At 54.9% G+C, this 22326-nt stretch carries 21 protein-coding genes; 14 read left to right on the top strand and 7 right to left on the bottom strand.

Annotation, left to right across the window (positions count from 1 at the left end; genetic code table 11):
* Positions 1–98 precede the first annotated feature (98 nt).
* The 7 genes from J7J49_RS17595 (at position 99) to J7J49_RS17565 (ending at position 6474) form a co-directional block, all read left to right on the top strand.
* Positions 99–992 (top strand): carbohydrate ABC transporter permease, encoded by an 894-nt coding sequence (locus J7J49_RS17595; RefSeq protein ID WP_064233306.1) that lies wholly within the window; start codon positions 99–101, stop codon positions 990–992.
* Positions 989–1831: a carbohydrate ABC transporter permease gene (locus J7J49_RS17590; protein ID WP_215094465.1), complete on the top strand. Its 843-nt coding sequence runs from the start codon at positions 989–991 to the stop codon at positions 1829–1831. Before J7J49_RS17595 ends, J7J49_RS17590 begins: the two co-directional genes overlap by 4 nt.
* A 190-nt stretch (positions 1832–2021) precedes the next feature.
* Positions 2022–2741, top strand: a complete 720-nt coding sequence (locus J7J49_RS17585; protein WP_215094463.1) for a FadR/GntR family transcriptional regulator — start codon at positions 2022–2024, stop codon at positions 2739–2741.
* 39 nt (positions 2742–2780) lie between these two features.
* Positions 2781–3929, top strand: coding sequence for a galactonate dehydratase (dgoD, locus tag J7J49_RS17580; RefSeq protein ID WP_215094461.1), 1149 nt, complete (start codon positions 2781–2783; stop codon positions 3927–3929).
* Positions 3930–3958: 29 nt separating this feature from the next.
* On the top strand, positions 3959–4942 hold the full coding sequence (locus J7J49_RS17575; RefSeq protein ID WP_215094459.1) for a 2-dehydro-3-deoxygalactonokinase: 984 nt from the start codon (positions 3959–3961) through the stop codon (positions 4940–4942).
* Between the two features lie 14 nt (positions 4943–4956).
* Positions 4957–5562, top strand: coding sequence for a 2-dehydro-3-deoxy-6-phosphogalactonate aldolase (locus J7J49_RS17570; RefSeq protein WP_215094457.1), 606 nt, complete (start codon positions 4957–4959; stop codon positions 5560–5562).
* A gap of 15 nt (positions 5563–5577) precedes the next feature.
* The gene (locus J7J49_RS17565; protein ID WP_215094455.1) at positions 5578–6474 is read left to right on the top strand and encodes an SMP-30/gluconolactonase/LRE family protein; all 897 of its coding nucleotides are present in this window, start codon (positions 5578–5580) and stop codon (positions 6472–6474) included.
* Positions 6475–6588: 114 nt separating this feature from the next.
* Here the strand turns inward: J7J49_RS17565 and J7J49_RS17560 are convergent, their stop codons facing one another.
* From J7J49_RS17560 to zwf, 4 genes are all read right to left on the bottom strand, one after another.
* Complete coding sequence (locus tag J7J49_RS17560; protein ID WP_215094452.1) at positions 6589–8184, bottom strand: solute:sodium symporter family transporter; 1596 nt, start codon at positions 8182–8184, stop codon at positions 6589–6591.
* 264 nt (positions 8185–8448) lie between these two features.
* The gene (locus tag J7J49_RS17555; protein WP_007113048.1) at positions 8449–9111 is read right to left on the bottom strand and encodes a bifunctional 4-hydroxy-2-oxoglutarate aldolase/2-dehydro-3-deoxy-phosphogluconate aldolase; all 663 of its coding nucleotides are present in this window, start codon (positions 9109–9111) and stop codon (positions 8449–8451) included.
* A gap of 45 nt (positions 9112–9156) precedes the next feature.
* Complete coding sequence (pgl, locus tag J7J49_RS17550) at positions 9157–9822, bottom strand: 6-phosphogluconolactonase (protein WP_215094450.1); 666 nt, start codon at positions 9820–9822, stop codon at positions 9157–9159.
* A gap of 1 nt (position 9823) precedes the next feature.
* Positions 9824–11329 carry a glucose-6-phosphate dehydrogenase gene (gene zwf, locus J7J49_RS17545; RefSeq protein WP_215094448.1) on the bottom strand — a complete coding sequence of 502 codons (1506 nt, stop codon included), beginning with the start codon at positions 11327–11329 and terminating at the stop codon, positions 9824–9826.
* A 306-nt stretch (positions 11330–11635) separates the two neighbouring features.
* Here zwf and malE point away from each other — a divergent pair, with 306 nt between their 5' ends.
* The 7 genes from malE to trkA all read left to right on the top strand — a co-directional run bounded on the left by malE (position 11636) and on the right by trkA (position 20337).
* Positions 11636–12823: a maltose/maltodextrin ABC transporter substrate-binding protein MalE gene (malE, locus tag J7J49_RS17540; protein WP_215094446.1), complete on the top strand. Its 1188-nt coding sequence runs from the start codon at positions 11636–11638 to the stop codon at positions 12821–12823.
* Between the two features lie 93 nt (positions 12824–12916).
* Complete coding sequence (gene malF, locus J7J49_RS17535; RefSeq protein ID WP_215094444.1) at positions 12917–14509, top strand: maltose ABC transporter permease MalF; 1593 nt, start codon at positions 12917–12919, stop codon at positions 14507–14509.
* Between the two features lie 10 nt (positions 14510–14519).
* Complete coding sequence (gene malG, locus J7J49_RS17530) at positions 14520–15410, top strand: maltose ABC transporter permease MalG (protein WP_215094442.1); 891 nt, start codon at positions 14520–14522, stop codon at positions 15408–15410.
* A gap of 181 nt (positions 15411–15591) precedes the next feature.
* A complete protein-coding gene (locus tag J7J49_RS17525; protein ID WP_215094440.1) occupies positions 15592–17082 on the top strand; it encodes a TrkH family potassium uptake protein in 1491 nt (496 codons plus the stop codon).
* 27 nt (positions 17083–17109) lie between these two features.
* On the top strand, positions 17110–18255 hold the full coding sequence (locus J7J49_RS17520; RefSeq protein WP_215094437.1) for a sensor histidine kinase: 1146 nt from the start codon (positions 17110–17112) through the stop codon (positions 18253–18255).
* The gene (locus J7J49_RS17515) at positions 18245–18967 is read left to right on the top strand and encodes a response regulator (RefSeq protein WP_215094435.1); all 723 of its coding nucleotides are present in this window, start codon (positions 18245–18247) and stop codon (positions 18965–18967) included. The genes J7J49_RS17520 and J7J49_RS17515 overlap by 11 nt, the downstream gene beginning before the upstream one ends.
* Positions 18964–20337: a Trk system potassium transporter TrkA gene (gene trkA, locus J7J49_RS17510; protein ID WP_215094433.1), complete on the top strand. Its 1374-nt coding sequence runs from the start codon at positions 18964–18966 to the stop codon at positions 20335–20337. The genes J7J49_RS17515 and trkA overlap by 4 nt, the downstream gene beginning before the upstream one ends.
* A gap of 30 nt (positions 20338–20367) precedes the next feature.
* On the opposite strand, the gene J7J49_RS17505 is transcribed toward trkA, so the two are convergent.
* The 3 genes from J7J49_RS17505 to J7J49_RS17495 form a co-directional block, all read right to left on the bottom strand.
* On the bottom strand, positions 20368–21117 hold the full coding sequence (locus J7J49_RS17505) for an anti-sigma factor (protein WP_215094431.1): 750 nt from the start codon (positions 21115–21117) through the stop codon (positions 20368–20370).
* Positions 21114–21668 (bottom strand): sigma-70 family RNA polymerase sigma factor, encoded by a 555-nt coding sequence (locus J7J49_RS17500; RefSeq protein ID WP_353048396.1) that lies wholly within the window; start codon positions 21666–21668, stop codon positions 21114–21116. The genes J7J49_RS17505 and J7J49_RS17500 overlap by 4 nt, the downstream gene beginning before the upstream one ends.
* 118 nt (positions 21669–21786) lie before the next feature.
* On the bottom strand, positions 21787–22308 hold the full coding sequence (locus tag J7J49_RS17495) for a DUF3455 domain-containing protein (RefSeq protein WP_215094427.1): 522 nt from the start codon (positions 22306–22308) through the stop codon (positions 21787–21789).
* Between the last annotated feature and the right edge of the window lie 18 nt (positions 22309–22326).

Genomic DNA, 22326 nt, shown 5'->3' with positions numbered 1-22326 from the left:
GCGACCTCGTACCCTAACCTCTTTGGCGGTGGCGGCTTGGCCTACACCCGGCTAAGCCGCCACTGCTTTTGAATTGATGCTTTAACGAGGTTTGCGCTATGCAAAACAATCTCCTTAATCGCTATACCCGGGGCTGGTATTTTGTATTGCCCGGCTTAATCGTTATGTTGCTGATTGTGGCGTTTCCCCTTGGCATCGCCGCACGCTTCAGTTTACACGACGTATTTCTTTATGATTTCAGTAACCAATGGTTTGTCGGGCTGGAAAACTACACGCGCGCCTGGACAGATCCCCTCTTTATTAACTCCGTCAAGGTGACGCTACTCTTTACCCTCGCCAATACTCTCGGTTGCTTAATCGTCGGTTTACTGGTTGCCTTTTTATTAAGCGGCAAGCGCATTCGCTTTAAAGCCGGTTGGATGGCGTTATTTCTGCTGCCCTTTGTAATGACCCCGGTAATTGTCGGGATCACCTGGCGGCTATTTATGTGGGAACCGGACTTTGGGGTGATTAATCAACTGTTAGGCTTTTTCGGCATTACCGGCCCCTACTGGCTAACCGATAGCTCAACTGCCCTGTTTGCCACCGCGCTCACCAATGCCTGGCACTTAACTCCCATGGCGATATTGGTGCTTTACGCAGCGCTTACCACAATTCCCGACGATATGTATGAAGCCGCTAAGGTCGACGGTGCCGGTGCATTCCAGACCCTATGGTACGTGGTACTACCCATGATCCGGGCACACATTCTGTTTGTCTCCATCATCATCATGACCAGTGCATTCCGCGAATTTGACATGGTCTACACCATGACCGGCGGTGGCCCAGGGCGCTCGACAACCGTGATGAGTATCTTGGCTTATAACCGCGGCATCGCCAATCAAGATATGGGCATGGCCAACACCATCGCCTTTACCATGTTTATGATTATGGCGGTCGTGGCCTGGCTGTATATTAAAGTCTACAAGGTAAATAAGGAGGCCAGCGCATGAATGATCGTAACAAAGCCAACGCAAAACTCGCTGGTCAGTATTTCGGCTTAACCATCTGGCTGATTATTTCACTGCTGCCACCGGTTATTCTGCTCGCGGCGGCCTTTAACGAAACCGCCATGTTTCGCTCTCCGCTAGCGCTACTAACGTTAAGAGACTTTACCCTTAACAACTTTAGCGTTGCCTTTAACGCTGGCGATTTTTGGTTCTATTTCCGTAACAGCGTGATTATTGCCGTGGCATCGGTGATTATTTCCGTCGCAGTGTGCGTGCCTATGGCATACGGGCTTAACAAACTACGCCCTAAAATACGCGGGGCGCTATCGTTTGCGATACTGGCCATGCGCTTCCTTCCTCACGTGGTGCTGGCGCTGCCGCTGTTTCTGATCTTTGTCGACTTAGGGTTATCTGGCTCACGCACCGGGCTGCTGTTTGCCCATTTGGCGATTCATATACCCTTCGCCGTATGGATGATGGTGGGCTTTTTTGAAAACGTGCCCAAAGAGATGGAAGAAGCTGCCATCGTTGATGGCTGCGGCCCCTGGAAGCTTTTCTGGAGCATTTCACTGCCTGTCGTTCGTCCAGGCCTAAACGCACTGGCGATTCTGATTTTTATCATGTCCTGGAACGAGTACCTGTTTGCGCTGTTCCTTGCAGGCAGCGACGCCCAGCCACTCACGGTGGGGATTACTCGCTTTATGGGCGGCGTTGAAGCCGGTGCCCAGTACGGGGTGATTGCCGCTTATGCCAGCTTGATTGTGCTGCCTGTGATTATCTTTGCGCTGCTCGCCAACCGCTATATCGTTACAGGTATGACCGCAGGTGCCGTTAAGGGATAACGTTTCAGCCACGACTTACTAACCACGATTTACTAACCACGATTTGCCTACATCTGTTGCCAACAGATGTGGGCTTTTATTGCTCGGATTAAGCGCCATCGTTAGCCTAAAGGCGACCACAGCCTGCCTTGTCTAAATGTCAGACATTTACTAGACTAGCTCTCATCGAACACATAATAAGAGACAACCGATGACGCTGGACGCTCTACCGCCCCATCAAGGTGGCGCTGAACAATTAGCGCGTTTACTCGCCCAGGCACTACTGGCAGGCCATTGGCAACCAGGGGATGTTTTCCCCCGCGAGCTGGATATTGGTGCTCATTTTAACGTTAGCCGTAATCAGGTACGCAATGCATTGACCAGCCTCACCGCGGCAGGGCTCTTAGAGCGCACCGCAGGGCGCGGCACACTGGTGCGCGAGATCGGCGACTGGCACCTGCTAGACCCGCTGATGAGCGAATGGATGACCGGCCTAGTCAATCTTGACCCGCAACTGGTCAGGGCTATTTACGCGTTCCGCTACTCAGCCGAACCCGTGGTGGCAGGCTTGGCGGCACAGGAGGCCCAGGCTGAAGACATTGAACGCCTTGAGAGCGCCTTTACAGGCATGGAAAAAACGGCCAGCAGCGTGGAAGCCCGTGCCGAGCATGCCGAGTACGACGTCGCGTTTCACGATGCCACTTACCGGGCCAGCCACAATTTAGTCTGGCGGCAAATGGGGCATCTGCTGCGCCCCTCCATTATGGCGCTGATACACCGCTCGCAAGATCGCACGGACACCTTGGACGACAGCCTTACACGGCACCGTCAGGTACTTGACGCTATCCGTAGCCGCAATGCCAACGCCGCAGAAACCGCCGCGAGAGAAGTACTGCGCCGCACGGCTATCGACCTTGGCATCGTCAGTTAAAAATTCAATCAATACTTCTATTCAGAAGGATAATCGAACATGAAAATTACCAAACTCAAGACCTGGCAAGTTCCCCCACGCTGGCTGTTTCTCAAGATCGAAACCGACGAAGGCTGCTACGGTTGGGGAGAACCCGTGATTGAAGGCCGTGCGGCGACCGTTGAGGCCGCCGTGCATGAGCTCTCCGACTACCTGATTGGCCAGGATCCACACCGCATCGAGCACCTATGGAACACGATGTACCGCGCCGGATTTTATCGCGGTGGGCCGATTTTGATGAGCGCGATCGCAGGGATTGACCAGGCGCTGTGGGATCTTAAAGGTCGCGACCTGGGTGTGCCCGTTCACCAACTGCTTGGCGGCGCCGTACGCGATAAAATGCGCATGTACGCCTGGACCGGCGGCGACCGCCCCAGCGATGTGGGCGCAGGTGCCAAAGCATTGGTCGAAAAAGGCTTTACGGCCTTCAAAATGAACGGCACCCCCGAGATGCAAATCGTCGATTCTCACCGCAAGGTCGATGAAGCAGTCGCTCGCGTGGCGGAAGCCCGCGATGCGGTGGGCCCTGATGTGGGCATTGGCATCGACTTTCATGGCCGTGTGCACCGCCCCATGGCCAAAGCGCTGCTGCGCGAGCTGGAGCCCTTCCACCCCATGTTTGTGGAAGAGCCGGTTGCTCCCGAGCACCTGCCCTGCCTGAAAGACATTGCTGGAGGCCTCGGCTACCCGCTGGCCACCGGCGAGCGGCTGCACACTCGCTTTCAGTTCCGCGATCTGCTGGCCGACGGCATGATCGATATTATCCAACCGGATATTTCCCACTGCGGCGGCATTAGCGAAGGCCTCAAGATCGCGGCTCTGGCTTCCGCCTACGATGTCGCCCTGGCTCCCCACTGCCCGCTCGGCCCGTTAACCCTGGCCGCTTCGCTACAGCTGGACGCCGTCAGCCATAACGCCTTTATTCAAGAGCAGAGCATGGGTATTCACTACAACCAAGGTAACGATGTACTCGACTACCTGGTCGACAAGTCAGCCCTGGCCATTGAAGACGGCTTCTGCGCCATTCCCCAAGGCCCCGGGCTTGGCGTTGAAATTAACGAAGCGTTCGTTGAAGAGCGCGCCAAAGTGGGCCACCGCTGGCGCAACCCGGTGTGGAACCACGAAGACGGCTCTATTGCGGAGTGGTAAGCCATGCAATCAACGATGAGGCTTACCCAATGAGCACGACGACTGCAACGTTAGAGCAACAGCTGGCGTGGATTGCCGTGGACTGGGGCTCCAGCAACCTGCGCGCCTGGGGTCTGAATGAGCATGACCAGGTGATTACCCAAGCCACTAGCGACAAGGGTATGCTGTCGCTCAAAGCCGATGAGTATGAAGCCGAACTGCTGCGGCTAGTGGGCGACTGGCTGCCCACCACCGGCCAGACTGATGTGTTGGTGTGCGGTATGGCGGGGGCGCGCCAAGGCTGGCTGGAAGCCGCCTATTTGCCGGTGCCTACCCGGCTTGACCAACTTAGCCAAGGCGCAGTCACACCAACGCTTTCAGACGACCAGCTACGTGTTTATCTACTGCCCGGTTTAAGCCAAACCCGCAGCACGGCGACCCACTTTGATGTAATGCGTGGCGAGGAGACACAGTTAGCAGGCCTCGTCGCTGACTCACCTGACTTTACGGGTCTCGCCTGCCTGCCCGGCACCCACGCCAAATGGGCCACTCTTAAAGCGGGCGCGGTGAGTGGGTTTTCGACCTACTTAACCGGCGAGCTCTACCAGCTATTGGCCAACAAATCAGTTTTGCGCCACTCAATCGGCAGCGACAAACTTCAAGACCCCGTTTGCCGTGAAACGTTTATTGCGGCCGTTAGCGAGATCTACGCGGCGCCCGAAACCTTTAGTAGTCGCTTGTTCGGCCTACGCGCCCAGGATTTACTCGATGGTCGACTACCTACTGGCGACACGCGTGGCGCCGTACTGGCGGTCAGGCTCTCAGGACTTGCCATTGGCCTTGAACTTGCCGGCGCCTGCCGTGAATGTCCCACCGATAAGCCGATCATGCTGATTGGCAACCAAACCCTAAGCCAACGCTATACACTGGCGCTCAATACAATCGGCCATCAGGCGCAGCATATGGATGGTGACGCCGCGGTACTCGCTGGCCTTCGGCTTGCCCATCAATCGCTTAAGACGGCTAACTGTTAATGGAGAGAGTGACTATGACGTTGCCCTTAATTGGTATTTTGCGCGGCGTGGCGCCCGACGAAGTGGTTGATATTGCTAAAGCGGTGCTGGACGCGGGCATTACCCAGATTGAAGTGCCGCTTAATTCACCCAATCCGCTGGAAAGCATTCGCCGCTTGGTAGACGCATTTGGCGAGAGCGCAGTCATAGGTGCAGGTACGGTGCTCACTCCGGCTCAGGTGCGTGAAGTTCACGCTGCTGGTGGACGCCTGATCGTTTCTCCCAACTGTCGGCCTGCGGTCATTGAAGAGACGCATAGACTCGGTATGGCGAGTTGGCCAGGGATTGTGACACCCTCTGAAGCCTTCGAGGCACTCGATGCAGGTGCCACCGGACTTAAACTTTTCCCCGCGGTGCAGGTAGGATTAGAGGGCATGCAGGCAGTGCGCTCAGTACTGCCCACAGGCACCCTTTTGTATGCGGTTGGCGGCGTTGGGGTCGATAACTTCGCCGCTTGGCGCGCAGCAGGTGTCGATGGTGCAGGATTGGGCAGCGCGCTATATAAACCCGGCCAAAGCGCTTACCAAGTTGGGCAACAGGCTCAAGCCCTTGTCGAGGCTTGGTTGGCAGGAGAACAATAAGGAGAACTAACAACAATGAACACAGGTATGCATGTTTCAACGTGGCAAGCAGAGTTAGCGGTTGATTGCCGTTGCACTCTGGGTGAAGGCCCACAGTGGGACGCCAAAAATCAACGCCTCTATTGGTGCGACATTCTAGAAAAGCAGTTGCACTGGCTCTCCCCCGCCAGCGGTGAGAGCGGCCACTTTCAATTTGATCATCGAGTGTCACTGGCAGCGCCTCTTGAAGAGGGTGGCCTGCTGTTAGTCGGCGAAGACCGCCTAAGCCGCTTCGACCCAGACAGCGGCAAGGCAGAAAAGCTGTGTGATTTCGAGGCCGATAACCCGGTCACCCGCAGCAATGACGCCCGCATTGATCGCCACGGCAGCCTGTGGCTTTCCAGCATGGGCAAAAGCGCGGAAAGAAACGCTGGAAGCCTTTACCGCCTCCATCGCGGTGAGCTATCGCGGCTGCGTACAGGGCTGACGATTCCCAATGCTATCTGCTTTGCTGAAAATGGCGAGTTTGCCTGGTTTACCGATACGGTGACAGGCGTGGTGATGCGCTGGGCGCTGGATAGCGACGGCTGGCCGCAAGGCGAGCCCCAGCCCTGGGCGGATTTTTTCTCTAGTCTGGGCAACCCCGATGGTGCAGTCATGGATAGCGAAGGCTGCCTATGGCTAGCGCTGTGGGGAGCTGGGCAGGTGGTGCGTTTGGATCACGATGGTCAAATTATTGGCCGGGTTGAACTGCCCGTCAGCCAACCCTCCTGCCCGGCTTTTGCAGGCCCTGATCTAAAAACACTCTATATCACCACAGCGCAAGAGGGGTTTAGTGCAGAGCAGCTAGCCCAAGAGCTCACCGCGGGCTCACTTTATGTGGTCGAAACCGGTATCAAGGGGCTAGCCGAACCGCCGTTGCGTCTCGCATAAATTTCCCCAAACCTCTCATGAACCTCCCAGCAAAAGGCCCCGCTAGCGGATACTAGCGGGGCCTCTTTCTATTACACTGTTACGGCTTCACCGATTAGCTACAAGGTGGGCGAATCAGCCAGCAAAGCTTATGTACATCACGATGACTAACACGACCAGAACGATACCGGCGGGTACTGCGCCTTTCCAGGGTGTTAGATCCACGTCGCCGCTGTGCTCCTGAATCCAATCGGTTTCACGTGGGCGCAGCTTGCCAATAATTAGCATCACGACGACCAACAGCACAAATACCATCGCCACAAAGTGGAACTCGTGCATGATCTGCGGCAGCAGTGTAAACGGTGGCACAAAGTAACCGGCGGCAATCAACAAGCAGCCGCCCACCAGAGCAATCTTGGCCGCCATAGGTGGAACACGCTTGGTTAATAGCCCTACCAGCACTACTGCTAGAATCGGAATAAAGTAGATCGCGTTCATCTTCTGCAGGTAACCGAACAGGCTATCCTGACCGGCCAGCAACGGTGCGATAATCATGGTAATAATGGCCATGATCCAGCCGAACACCTTACCCGATTTAACCACCTGCTCTTCCGTCGCCTCTTTGTTCAGCACGCCTTTATAGATGCCCAAGCTGAAAATCGTGGTGGTGCTGTTAAGCGCGGAGTTAAACGACGACAGAATCGCACCCACCATGACTGCGGCAAAAAACCCGGTGAGATACGGCGGCAGTACGTTAAATACCAAATGACCGTAGGCTTCATCGGCACGCACGCCTTGGTCGGCATAAAGGTGATAAGCAATGATCCCCGGCAGTACGAGATACAGCGGGCCAAGCAGTTTAAACAGACCAGTCAGTAGCACACCCTTCTGACCTTCAGCCAAGTTTTTGGCCGCAAAGGTACGCTGAATAATCTGCTGGTTGGTGGTCCAGTAGAACAAGTTAATCAGGAAAACGCCGGTAAACAGAGTAAAGAACGGCACCTGCTGATCAGCACCGCCAATCGAATTAAGCTTATCCGGGTCGCTCTCTTTGAGGATGCTCCAGCCTTCCATAATGCCGCTGCCGTCACTCACGGCCTGGAGGCCGAAATAGACGATCACAAAACCACCGATCAATAGCCCAACGCCGTTAAGCGTATCCGAGACTGCAACCGTACGTAGCCCGCCAAACAGTGCATACACCGCGCCGATAATACCGACGATCCACACCGTTAACCAAAGCAGCGTCGCCGAAGACTCGATACCAGTAAGCCCCTGAAGATCGAGCATCCCCTGCAGACCGATGGCGCCGGAATAGAGAATAATCGGCAGCAGAACCACTGCATAAGCAATTAGGAAAATGATATTGGTGATTAGCTGCGTGGTCTTATCGAAACGAATTTCGAGTAGCTGTGGCAGCGTGGCAATACCACTTTTCAAAAACCGCGGCAGGAAGAAGAGCGCCAATGCCACCAGTGCGATAACCGCCACAACTTCCCAGGCCATCACGCTTAAGCCATCGGAAAACGCTGCCCCATTGAGCCCCACCATTTGCTCGGTGGAGAGGTTGGTCATTAGCAAAGAGCCAGCGATCAGCGGGAAAGTTAGCGTACGCCCTGCCAGAAAGTAGCCGCTGGTACTTGAGTGGTCATCTCGGCGAGTGATTTGCCAAGTGATAAAGGCGACAAGTCCTGTAAAAAACAGGAAGGACGCCAGGGTCAAAGCGTGCATTTTGACTCACCTCATGATCATTGTAAGTGGCACGCACGTTACTGTATGCGCGTATAGCGAAATGTCAGACAAATCGTGCCGTCATTTTAGTTGAGCTGAATATAGCCCGTTATACGTCTTTGGTCGTACGCAGGCGGCTACGATACGCGAATGACAAAATTTCGCTATAAAAAAACCCTAGCAATGGTTAAAAACCATAACTAGGGCCAGCATTTACGTAATCTTCAATAGGTTGCTTATGGATGCCTATTCGGTAATGCCTGTTTAGTGATGAAAGCGCTCCGCCGATTGACGGGCCAGTTCACGAATGCCGTCCCAATCTTCGGCTTCCACCATCGCTTTCGGCGTCAACCAGGAGCCACCTACACACATCACGTTCGGCAGTGACAGATAAGAGTCCGCATTGTCAACGGTAATGCCGCCGGTAGGACAGAAGCGTGCTTCAGGGATCGGCGCACCAAACGCTTTGATGGCTTTGGCACCACCGCTGGATTCCGCCGGGAAGAACTTAAAGCGGCGGTAGCCGTACTGCCAGCCGGTCATCAGCTCAGAAATGGTCGATACGCCTGGCAGCATCGGCACTGGGCTTTCCACGCCATAGCGATAAAGGGCCTCCGTTGCGCCTGGGGTGACAACGAAATCAGCGCCTACCTGCTCGGCTTGGCGATATTGTGCGGGTGTTAACACGGTACCCACCCCAATGCTGGCGCCCGGCAGCGCTTCTTTCATGCGTTTGATGGCGTCCAGGGCGCAATCGGTGCGCAGGGTAATCTCCAGCACGGTTAAGCCGCCTTCCACCAGAGCGCGCCCTAACGGCACTGCGTCTTCCAAGCGCTCAATGGTGATGACCGGAATCACTTCGGCTTTCAAGCAGATGCTATCCAGCTCTGCGGTACGGGTAGAAGGTAACTGTTTATCGATAGTCATTAGTGAGTCTCCAAGCAACTTATTATTGGCTAAGCCAGCAAACGATCAAGGCGCCCAATAAATAGCCAGTGGGCAGGTTAAGAAAGCACGAATAGGCAACTGACGGACATCGTCGCCGTTTAATGCCTTGGCCAATACGGCGCGTTTATCATCACCGGTAATATGCAGAATATGCCGCCGCGCCTGATGCAGGCGGTCGGCCGAAAAGGTAATCCGCGGCTGCGGCTGACTAGGCGTTCTTACCGCCACTAACAATTCGTCCGTGGCGAGCGCCAGGGTCAGTTCAGGACTATCGGGAAACAGTGATGCGGTGTGGCCATCCCCCCCCATACCTAAAATCACCACGCTGGCAGGCCACGCCAGTGATTCCGCTTGCCTGGACACTTCATCTACGCCCTCTTCGGGGGTGGCTGCACCACAAGTTAACGGTATAAAAGTGGCCGCTCCTGCTTTGCCCTGAAGGAGATGCTCACGCACCAACTTGGCGTTGCTATCACTGCTCTGCTCATCTACCCAGCGCTCGTCGGCAAGCGTCACGTCAATGCGCTCCCAGGGTAGCGGTTTGGCCGCCAACGCCTTAAAGAAAGGCACCGGGGTGGAACCTCCTGAAACCACCAGCAGGACGCGCTCTTGATGGTTTAAGTCGTCGTGCAGCGCCTGAAAAACGGCTTCGGCAAGCTGCTCGGCCAACTGTTGACGTGCTTGACTCATATCAATAATCCTCGTACCAGCTGCGGCCATCCTGGGTAATCATGGCAATAGAGGCGACCGGGCCCCAAGAGCCTGCCGGGTAGCGGCGCGGCGGCGTGTCGCGTTTTTTCCAGCCGTCAATAAGCTGGTCGCACCAACGCCAGGCGTGTTCGATTTCATCGCGGCGGACAAACAGATATTGCTGACCTTTCATAACTTCAAGCAGCAGTCGCTCGTAGGCATCAGGTATCCGCGATTTGGGAAATGCATTGTTGAAGTCCAAATGCAGCGGGCCGGGGCGTAGGCGCATGCCTTTATCCAAGCCGCTATCTTTGGTCAACACCTGCAGAGCGATCCCCTCTTCCGGCTGCAGACGAATAATCAGCTTATTCGAGGCGATGCCGCGCTGATCCGGATCGAAGATATAGTGCGGCTGCTGGCGGAAGTGAATGACGATCTGCGAGAGCTTATCCGGCATGCGCTTGCCGGTGCGCAGATAAAACGGCACGCCCGCCCAGCGCCAGTTAGCCACTTCGGTTTTCATGGCCACAAAGGTTTCGGTCTGGCTCTGGGTGTTGGCGCCCTCTTCTTCCAGGTAACCCGGCACCGACTGGCCGTCACTAGTACCGGCAATATATTGGCCGCGCACCACATCGCGGCCAAGCGCTTCGCCCACAAAGGGCTTGAGCGCTTTAAGCACCTTCACTTTCTCATCGCGAATGGCATCGGCATCTAGATTCGAGGGCGGATCCATAGCGATTAAGCACAGTAGTTGCAGCAAGTGGTTTTGCACCATATCGCGCAGCTGGCCTGCCTCATCGAAATATCCCCAGCGCCCTTCGATGCCGACTTTTTCGGCAACGGTAATCTCCACATGAGAGATGTTGTTCTGGTTCCACTGGGTACCGAACAGCGGGTTGGCAAAACGAAGTGCAATCAGGTTTTGGACAGTCTCTTTGCCCAAATAGTGGTCGATACGGTAAATCCGCGATTCAGGGAACACTTGACCGATGGCGTCGTTAATTTCAATGGATGAGTGCAAGTCGTAGCCGATGGGTTTTTCAACCACTACGCGGGTCTCATCGTCCAGGCTTTTACTGGCCTGCAGGTGACGGCAGATATCACCATAAATAGGCGCACCGACGGAAAGATAGACCACCATGGGGCGCGGTGAACCTTTCCGCCACTGACGAATAGCGTCGTACCCTTCAACGCTGGAGAAATCTAGTTTTAAGTAATCCAAGCGGGCAAGAAAACGTTCGAGGCTCTGCTTATCCTGCTCGTTACTTTTTAGCCGTTTTTGCAGCGCATCGTTAACCATTTTGCGAAATGACGCTGCGTCGTGCTCATGGCGAGCCAGCCCCATAATGCGCGTACTTTCTGGCATCAAGCCTTCGCGATCAAGATGGTATAAGGCAGGAAATAACTTACGCATGGCAAGATCACCCAGCGCCCCAAACAGCGCTAAATCAATAGCGTGATTCGGATCGCCCAGCGGTGCACCTTGGGAAGCAGTGGACTGGCTCATCGTCGCTCCTATTTATAATTAGGCATCTAATGTAGTTAGATTACCTAAAATCTACCGTAAAGGGGGCATTATACGCAATATTTCGTGTAATTTTACTACAAAATAACCATGCCTGCTGCGCTTTCAACGCACACTCCGCTTCCCCCTCATGCCATTTTCCACTTTTACTCTACGCCTTTCACATACGCCACTACTACGCCCCCTAAGGAGGAGGCAGCCTTGAGCAGAATTGGCCACGCTGCGGAAGTTGATACATCAATGACCACAACACCAAAATGACCACAACAACAACGAGGCTATTATTTAATGGCATCACTACGCTATGTTATCAGACCCCTACTCTCCGCCACGCTGGCTGCCAGCGCTACCTTGCCCGCCTTCGCCTTTGAAGATGATCGGTTAACCATCTGGATGGGCGATAACAAAGGCCAGGAAGGCATTCAGCTCGTGGCCGAGCAGTTCCTCGAAGATACCGGCATTGACGTCGAAGTGGTCTTCCCAGATAACCTGACTGATCGTTTCCAACAGGCGGCGGGCAGTGGCCAGGGGCCAGATATCGTGATTTGGGCCCACGACCGGATGGGCGAGTGGGCACAAAGCGGCCTATTAAAACAGGTAGCGCCTAGTGACACTTTCCGCGCGGCGTTTTACGACTTTACCTGGGAGGCTGCCCTTTGGAATGGCGAAACCTACGGCTACCCAATTTCAGTCGAATCCCTCGGGCTCATTTACAACAAAGCACTGGTGGACACACCACCGGAGAGCTTTGCCGAGCTAATGGAACTAGACCAGACGCTTTCCCAAGATGGCAAAAAGGCCATCCTGTTTGATTACAGCGAACCATACTACGGCTGGACACTGCTGGCAGCCAACGGCGGCTACCCGTTCAAACAGACCGACAGCGGTTATGACGTTAGCGATATTGGTGTCAACAACGCCGGGGCCTTACAGGGAGCAGAGCTGCTGGTTGAGCTGATCGAAAGCGATGTACTGCCCCGCGGCACCGACTACAACCTGATGGATACCCGCTTTAACCAGGGTGAAGTCGCCACCATGATCAGCGGCCCCTGGGCGTGGCCTAATCTGGAGCGTAGCGGGATTGATTACGGCGTCGCACTACTGCCTAAGGTGGGCGACGAGCGAGCGAAACCGATGTTTGGTGTGATGACGGCAATGATCAACTCCGCCACGCCGAACGACTTTCTCGCCGTTGAGTTTTTAGAGAACTACCTGCTCAGCGAGGCGGGCATGCGCACCTTTAATAACGACGGCTCGCTGGGCGCGGTAGCCCATATCAACTATCAGGCTGAGCTTGCCGACAATCCCAACATTGCTGCCACGCTGGAAAATGCGGAAGTAGGCATGCCCATGCCCAATATTCCTGAGATGGGCGCCTTTTGGGCGGCCATGGAACCGGCACTGCAAAACATCGGCAGCGGGCGTCAATCGCCTCAAGAAGCGTTGGATGCGGCGGCACGGCGCATGCGCCAGTAGCGCTATCTTTACCACCCTCTTTCCTTACCACGCTCTTTTTGTGCCTTTACTGTTCGGTGGCGCAGACTGCCGAGCAGCTTTCAGGAAGTCATCATGTATACCACCAACGCGTCTCTCGGCCTTCCCCGTCACCGCTCTCGTCACCTCTCCGAACGCTACACCCGCTGGGCCCTGCGCTGCGTGATCGCTGTTCTGGTGATTGCGCTTTTATGGCTGGTGATGGCATTTCACCTTAACGGCCAGTGGATGTTTGCCCTGCTCTTTTTAGTGCTGGGTGGTTCGTTAGCCGTTGTATTTACCAAACGCACGTTAATGAGCCATCGCTATATTTTTCCTGCCGTCGCAGGGCTTGGGGTGTTTGTTATTTTCCCGCTGCTTTACACCATTGGCATTAGCTTTAGTAACTACAGCTCTAGCAACCTCCTCTCTGAAGAGCGCGTGCGCGGTCAGTTGTTAAGCCAAACTTATCAGGCGGAAGGTAAGGCATTTGATCTAACGCTCTACCAGGAAGGTGAGTTGGTGCGCCTATATTTGCAGAGCGATGGAGGAAACGATGAAGAAAACCATCATGAAAACAAGGTTCAACGTTTTGTCTCCTCACCGCTTAACTTCGCCAATCAAGAAACGCGTCAAATCGGCATTCAGACCGTTGATGCCTCGCCTGTTCAGGAACCACTGGGCATGCGTGCGATTATTCAAGCACGTGATTCTCTTCAAGGGCTTAGGCTGCTTACACCAGAGGGTACTGAGCTGCGAATGGCCGGATTGCGCCAGTTTGCACCCATGGTGAACCGCTACGAAACCCGCGATGATGGCACGCTCTATGACCGCCGCGAAGACCGCGTGCTGATACCTGATCAAACCAGCGGTTTCTTTGTCGCCGACAACGGCGAACAGATTACCCCGGGGTGGCCGGTTAACGTGGGCTTTACCAACTATACAAAGATTTTTACCGACCCGGATATTCGCGGGCCGTTTATGCAGATTTTTGTATGGACGTTTGTTTTCGCTGCGCTAACGGTGGTCTTTACCTTGGCCGTCGGTTTTGTGCTGGCATCGCTGTTGCAGTGGGATCAGCTCAAAGGCAAAGCCATTTATCGCACGCTGCTGATACTGCCCTATGCCGTGCCCGCCTTTATCTCGATACTGATTTTCAAGGGCATGTTCAATCAGCACTTCGGTGAGGTGAATATGATTTTAGATACGCTGTTTGGCATTCGTCCTGAATGGTTTACTGACCCGTGGCTCGCACGCTCCATGCTGCTGATCGTCAACACTTGGCTGGGTTACCCCTATATGTTGCTGCTCTGCATGGGGTTAATCCAGGCGATACCTCAGGATCTCTACGAAGCCTCTGCAGTAGACGGCGGCGGCCCGCTCACCAACCTGTTCAAGATTACGCTGCCGCTGATTATCAAACCGCTCACACCACTACTGATTGCTGCATTTGCGTTTAACTTCAATAACTTTGTGCTGATTGCGCTACTCACTGGGGGCAACCCGGATATTCTTGGCGCGAGTACCCCTGCGGGTACCACCGACCTATTAGTCAGTTACACCTATCGCATCGCTTTTCAGGATGCCGGACAGAACTTTGGGCTGGCAGCCGCTATCGCCACGCTTATTTTCTTATTGGTGGCGGGCATGTCGCTGCTTAATTTGCGCCTTTCCAAGGTTAAGGTTTAGGAGGTTTCTCATGGCGATGGTTCAACCCCGCTCGATTGGCGCCCGCCGCCTGGGAGCACACTTGGCACTGATTGGCTTTGTGTCGCTGATCGTGTTTCCGCTGCTGCTGGTAATTTCAATTTCGTTCCGTGAGGGCAACTTTGCCTCGGGCAGTTTGATACCCGAGCGCTTCTCGTTAGAGCACTGGTCGCTGGCGCTGGGTATTCCCTGGGAGCGGCCAGACGGCAGCATTGTCCAGCCGCCCTTCCCGGTGCTGCTGTGGCTATGGAACTCGATCAAAGTGGCGGTGGTATCGTCGGTGTTGATTCTTATGCTGGCCACCACCAGCGCCTACGCCTTTGCCCGCATGCGCTTTAAGGGCAAGGAGTCGCTGTTGAAAGGCATGCTGATTTTCCAGATGTTCCCAGCAGTGCTTTCGCTGGTAGCGCTCTACGCGCTATTTGATCGACTAGGACAGTTTGTGGGCTGGTTAGGCATTAATACTCACGGCGCGTTAATTGTGGCTTCCTTGGGCGCAGTGGCCCTGCATATCTGGACAATCAAAGGCTACTTCGAATCAATCGATGGGTCGCTTGAAGAGGCCGCAATGGTCGATGGAGCCAGTACTTGGCAGGCGTTTCGTTATATTTTGCTGCCGCTTTCCATCCCCATATTGATGGTCGTATTCATTCTGGCGTTTGTGATGAGCATTATGGAGTACCCCATGGCCTCGGTGTTGCTGGTGGATGAGCACAAACTCACCCTGGCTGTCGGGGCTCAGCAGTATCTTGCCGACCACAACCAGCGCTGGGGCAACTTTGCCGCTGCCGCCGTGCTTTCCGGCCTACCGATTACCGTAGCGTTTTTGATCTGCCAGCGCTGGATTATTGGTGGTTTAACGGCAGGGGGTGTGAAAGGGTAAACGCAGTTAAATATACCAACAGTTAAATCCTGAATTCACCAAAATAGCTCCTTACTAGGCACTCCTCCGCTCCCAGCAACTCGCTGGGAGTTTTTATTTTAATCGGCTTTTTTACAGACTTTTTATACAAGCTCATGGTGTCATAGCGGATATTAAGAATACTCAATGGCGAGCTGGGCATATGACTCCATTCACACCATGGTTTTATCGCAGCAGAGATGTGTATCGGCACTGGGCGCCTGTTTTTAAAATCATTTCGATTCTCTGGATTGTGCTTGCGCTGTTTATGCTGGTGCCTTTCATTGTGCTGCTGATCGAGCAAGACCCTGACGCGCTCGCCTTCGGTGTATCCATTTTGATGATACTTGGCGCCGCGACGCTGACTTGGCTATTCACCTATCGCGCAGCGCTGGAACTAAAGCCTTGGCAGATGTTTATTCTTACCACCGCCAGCTGGGTCACTATCAGCGGTTTTGCCAGTCTGCCACTAGTGCTTGGTGCGCCTCAGTTAACCTTTACCAATGCGGTGTTTGAATCGGTATCGGCGATTACCACGACGGGGTCTACCATTCTGGTCGGCATTGAGCACTTTTCCGATGGCTTGAAGCTATGGCGAGGGCTGATGCAGTGGATGGGCGGCATCGGCATTATCGTGATGGGCATTGCCATTTTGCCGTTTCTTAAAGTCGGCGGTATGCGTTTGTTTCATACTGAGTCATCTGACTGGTCGGATAAAGTCATGCCACGCACTGGCGGTATCGCTAAAGCGACGCTAACGATCTATGTCAGTCTTACACTCGTCGCCATTGGCAGCTATTGGTTTGGCGGCATGACGCTACTGGACGCCACCGTACACGGCATGACCTCGCTTTCCACCGGCGGTTTTGCCAATTCTGATGCCTCCTTTGGCGCCTATAGCGAGCAGCCGTGGTTACTCTGGATGGCCAGCTTTTTTATGCTCAGCGGCGCGCTTCCCTTTGTGCTGTATATCCGTTTTTTACGCGGATCGCACAGTGCGCTATGGAAAGATCAGCAGGTACTCGGGCTGTTAAAGCTTCTGATGGCGGCGATTTTGCTACTCAGTGTCTGGCGCATCACCCAGGGCGACAATTGGTTTGAATCGCTTACCCACGTCACCTTTAACATCATTTCAGTGGTGACCACCACGGGCTATGCGTCTGATGACTACACCCAGTGGGGGTCGCTGCCGGTGGTGGCTTTTTTCTACCTTACCTTTGTCGGCGGTTGCAGCGGTTCAACCAGTGGCGGGATGAAGATATTCCGGTTTCAAATTGCCTCTTTGATGCTGCTTAACCAGTTGCGGTATCTCATCCATGCCAATGGCGTGTTTACTACGCGCTATAACCAGCAGCCGGTCACCAGCGATATTTCGCGCAGCGTGGTGGCCTTCTCTTTCTTCTTCTTTATCACCATAGCAGCTCTGGCGCTAAGCCTTTCAGCCTTGGGATTGGACTTAGTCACCGCCCTTTCCGGAGCCGCTACGGCGGTCACTAATGTGGGGCCGGGGTTAGGCGATATCATCGGCCCCGCAGGTAACTTTGCCTCGCTACCCGACGCGGCGAAGTGGCTGTTATGCATTGGCATGCTGATGGGCCGATTAGAAATACTCACCGTCGTGGTGCTGCTCACTCCGATGTTCTGGCGGCGCTAGCCAATCATTTTGAAGGGCAATCGTGTCATGACACTTAGAAAATCGATGTTCAAACCTGCTGAGCAGTTTGCGGTTCAACTGCGCTTACCCCTGCTGTCAGAAATTGTGATCGCGCTGGCGAGTACGCTTTTCGCGCTGTTGATCGCCTGGGGGCTGTATACCTGGTTAGCCTTAGCCAATCTTTCGCTGATTTTTCTTACCGCGGTTCTCGCCAGCGCCGTGTTAGCGGGGAGCTACGCGGCGCTGCTCAGTGCTGTACTGGGCTTTCTGACATTTAATTTTTGCTTCACCGTTCCGCACTTTTCGTTAGCCGTTGAGGAGCAAGAACAACTGCTAACCCTGCTTTTCTTTCTATTAGTGGCGCTAGTGGTTGGCAAGCTGGCTGGGGACAGCCGCCAGCGCCTGCTGGAGCTTAGCGCCGCTCGCCTGGCTGAAGAGCAGGAGAGATTGCGCTCAGCGCTGCTATCGTCAGTTTCCCACGACCTGCGTACTCCACTAGCGTCGATTATTGGCGCAGCCAGCTCACTGCGCACACTGGATGCACAGCTTAGCCAGCAGGATCGCTTTGCGTTATTAGATGGTGTGCTAAGCGAAAGTGAGCGGCTAAACCGCTACATTCAAAATTTGTTGGATATGACCCGATTAGGCCATGGCGACATGAAAATCGAGCGTGACTGGGTAGCCTTTGATGATTTAGTTACCTCAGCGCTAAAGCGCTTAGGCAGCGCCCTTGAAGGCTTCCAGGTCGCCAAAAACTGGCCTAATAATTTACCGTTACTTTACGTCCACCCCGCCCTGATCGAGCAAGCGCTGGTCAACGTACTTGAAAACGCGGCGCGCTTCTCCCCCCTCAATGGCCGTATCACTATTGAAGCCCATTGTAGCAACGATAACAGCGGCGGAGATCATCCCACCCTGCAGTTTTCGGTTAGCGACCAAGGCCCTGGCATACCCGAAGCACTGCGCGACCGCGTATTCGATATGTTCGTCACGGGTAACGACGGGGATCGCAGCCTGCACGGCAGTGGTCTGGGGCTGGCGATTTGCCGGGGAATGCTTGGCGCACATGCGGGTCAAATTCACGCAAACCCGGGGCCTGACGGTGTTGGCACCAGGATTACCATGACGCTGCCGTTATCGGCACCCAGCAAAGAGGCCGAGGATGACCACTGATCTTGCGCGCGTCTTAGTGATTGATGACGAGCCGCATATTCGCCATTTTCTGCGCATCAGCCTCGCCTCCCAAGGCTTTCAGGTGATTGAAGCGGCCAGTGGTCGCGAAGGACTGGAAAAACTCAATGCGAATGCCCTCACGCCCAATGCCGACATCGTTTTGCTGGATCTTGGTTTGCCGGATATGGATGGTCAGCAGGTGCTTGATGCGATCCGCCAGCACAGCGAGATACCCGTGATCATTGTGTCAGTGCGTGGTCATGAGACTGAAAAAGTGCGTGCTCTAGATAATGGTGCAAGCGACTACGTCACCAAGCCCTTCGGCATTCAAGAGTTGCTGGCCCGTATTCGAGCCCTATTAAGGCGGCGAGCCAGCCCAAGTATTCAGCGTTTCCAACATGGTGGCTTGATCGTCGACCTGGCCGCTTACCAAGTGATCCTGCATGGCGAGGCCATTCATCTAACGCCTAAAGAGTTCGCCGTTCTGGCCCAGCTCATTGCCTCCGCTGGGCGAGTGGTTACACAAACCCAATTGTTGCGCCAAATATGGGGCCCGACCCACCAGGAAGATACTCACTATTTGCGCATCGTGGTGAGCAAACTGCGTCAAAAGCTAGGTGATGACCCCCAGTCCCCCACCCTGCTGCAAACTGAACCCGGCATTGGTTACCGGCTCTCCCTTGAGCCTGACCGTGAGGACAAGTCCGCATGAAAATTATTATTCTCGGCGCCGGCCAGGTCGGCGGCACTCTGGCTGAACACCTCGCCCGCGAGGAGAACGACATCACCGTCGTTGACACTGACGCCAAAAAACTGCGTGAGCTGCACACCAAAATCGACATCCGCACCGTTACTGGGGCGGGCTCTTACCCGATTGTGCTGCGCCAGGCTGGCTGCGAAGACGCTGATATGTTGATTGCCGTGACCAGCAGCGATGAGATCAATATGATCGCCTGTCAGGTTGCCCATACGCTGTTTCGCACCCCCACCAAGATCGCCCGGGTGCGTGCCACGGCGTATTTAACCCGCAAAGGGCTGTTTGCCCACGAAGCCATTCCCATTGATGTACTAATCAGCCCCGAGCAGGTAGTGACCGACCATGTGCGCCGTCTGATCGAGCACCCCGGCGCCCTACAGGTGCTGGAATTTGCCGGGGGGTTGGTGCAGTTGGTGGCGGTGAAGGCCTTCTACGGCGGCCCGCTGGTGGGCCAGGACTTGGCCTTTCTGCGCCGCCATATGCCCAACGTGGATACCCGGGTAGCGGCGATCTACCGGCGTAATCGACCAATTCTTCCCCGTGGCGATACGGTCATCGAAGCTGACGATGAAGTGTTTTTCCTCGCCGCCCGGCGGGATATTCGTGCGGTGATGAGCGAACTGCGCCGGGTGGAGCGGGACTTCCGCCGCGTCGTGATTGCCGGGGGTGGCAATATCGGTGAGCGGCTGGCGGAGCATTTGGAGCACAGCCACCAGGTCAAAATCATCGAACACAGCCTGGAGCGCTGCACCACACTCTCAGAACGGCTGGATCGCACCGTCGTGCTCCATGGCAGCGCCACCAGCAAGCGTTTGCTGGAAGAAGAGAACATCGAAGAGTGCGATATCTTCTGTGCGCTGACCAACGACGACGAGGTTAATATCATGTCGTCGCTGCTCGCCAAGCGCTTAGGCGCCAAGAAGGTGCTGACGCTGATCAACAACGCCGCCTACGTCGACTTGGTTCAAGGTGGCGAGATCGACATTGCCATCTCGCCCCAGCAGGCCACCATCGGCAGCTTGCTGACCCATGTACGCCGCGGCGATATTGTTAACGTTCACTCGCTGCGCCGGGGTGCCGCCGAAGCCATAGAGGCTATCGCCCACGGTGATAAGCAGTCATCTAAAGTGGTGGGCCGTACGATTCGTGAGATCGACTTGCCTGACGGCACCACGATTGGCGCGATTGTGCGCGGCAAAGAGGTCATGATTGCTCACGGCGACGTCAAGGTAGAAAGCGGCGACCACGTGATTCTATTTGTGGTTGATAAACGCCGCATTCGCGATGTGGAGCGCCTGTTCCAAGTCGGCTTATCATTCTTTTAAAGCCGCGCTAAACAGCCGCTTTGACGCAGGTTAAATCTCGACCGCCCGGCCAATAAACTCAATGGGGCCAGTAGGCAAGCCGGTGGCCGAACCGGCTTCGTCTTCCAGCGTTAGCTCAAACAGCTGGTTATCTTCCAGCGGCGGCAATTGGTCTAAGCGCATCCGGATCGGCTGACCTGGCTCCACTAAACCTAGCGATACCGGTGCCTGCCACTCATCCGCTTTAGTCCAGAACTCTAGCGCTTTACCTTCAGGCACTTCGAACGTACCCAGCGGAATAAGCTCGATTTCCTGTCGCGATGAGGCTTGCACCACCCAACCCGCTGACTGCGTTTGCGGGGCAAGTAGCACCACCATGTACTCAGGCGTAGTGGGAATTGTCGGCTTGGTGACTTCGTTTGCCAGCATCACACCCATCATTAACGCCGCTGCTAAGCCAAACCCGGCAGCGCCCCGCCAAAGTGGCAAGCTGTGTAGAATGCGACCGGGTCTTCGCTGCGCAATAGCCGATCCAGCCCGTTTAACGGACGTCTCGCGTGCTTTTAAGCTGCGCTCAATGCGCGGCCATAAATAATCAGAAGGCGTTACCGGCTCGGTGATAGCGGTATAGGGCAAGAAACGCTCCTCCCACGCCATCACCGCTTTTTGCAACTCAGGCTCATTGGGTAACCGCGCTTCCAGCGCTTTGCGCTGCTCTAGCGACAGCGTACCCAGCACGTATTCACCCGCCAAGGCATGATCATCATCTTGTTCTGGTTCGTGCTGACTGGGGCGAGTCATGTCATACACTCCCTTAGGCGCTGCAAACTGCGTTTGATCCAGGCTTTAACGGTGCCCAGCGGCGCCCCGGTATGCGCTGAAATTTCCGCGTGGCTAAGACCATCAACATAGGCGTGGAGTACGCAGTTACGCCGCTCCGGCTCAAGCTCTTCTAAGCAGCTATCCATCCGCTGGCCGGTTTGCCAATCGAAAGCTTCATCAGCAACAGAGGCGTGCTGAAAATGTTCATCGAGATCTAATTCGGTGGGATCGTGACTATCAAAAGTGACTTCCCGGTCACGGTACCGGATGGCATTAAGTGCCAAGTGGCGTGCCACACTAAATATCCACGCCCTTGCTGAGCCCTTATCAGGGTCAAAACTGTCGGCACGCTGCCAAATATTGAGACAGGCATCGTGGACAATATCCTCGGCCATACCACGATCTTTGACGATTCTTATGACTACGCCTAATAGTCGGGCACCCTCATGAACATAGAGTTGGTGTAAGGCGTCATGCTCGCCACGGGCACAGTTGGCTAATGCCGCAGCATGATCAAATTCTGAAGACACGTCAGTCAAACCCTAGCTCCCTGGTGACGGCGCCGACGCCAGTCGTCGTTTTCACCGACAGCATAGCCGCTGGGGGCTCGACAAACGAGCCCCCAGCGGCATTAGCGCTTACGTTGACTTATTCAGCTGTCCAGAAGATGTAATCGGCCTGGTAGATAACGACAGCCGTGGCACCGTTGTGATCCATATCGCAGGCCACATCAGGAGCAACGCCACCCTGGGTGTTCAAGCGCTGAATGTAACTAACCCCAGACATTGCGCCTTCGCCTTCAGCAGGATTAGCTTCAACAAGCTGGAGCGGAATATTGCCATCACCATTGGCAGCCGTGGCTAGCTGAGTGCCAGTGATTTTTGAACCATCCAACGCTTCCCAGGTGGCGGGCGGACCGTAGTAACTGCCAACCTGGCTGCCGTCGCTATCATTGAGCGCAGCGTGCGGGCCTTTAAAAACCCAAGCCATGGTGTCTTCGTCGTTCATTTCACACATATAAGTGATCGCGCCAACGCCGACGGTTTCGAGCGCAACGGTGTTGCCGTCCGGTACTTGAACATCCGCAGGCATCTCGGCCAGTGCGGCATGACTGAAGGATGCAATCAGAGTGGCGGCCAGGGTAGCCCACGTTAGATGATGAATGGTCATTTTCAGTCTCCTAAAAGG

The sequence above is a fragment of the Halomonas sp. ISL-56 genome (assembly GCF_018612805.1).
In the GTDB taxonomy this organism is placed as follows: Bacteria; Pseudomonadota; Gammaproteobacteria; order Pseudomonadales; family Halomonadaceae; genus Vreelandella.
The sequence above is the reverse complement of the archived record's forward strand: the minus strand, read 5'-3'. Positions and strand labels throughout refer to the sequence as shown.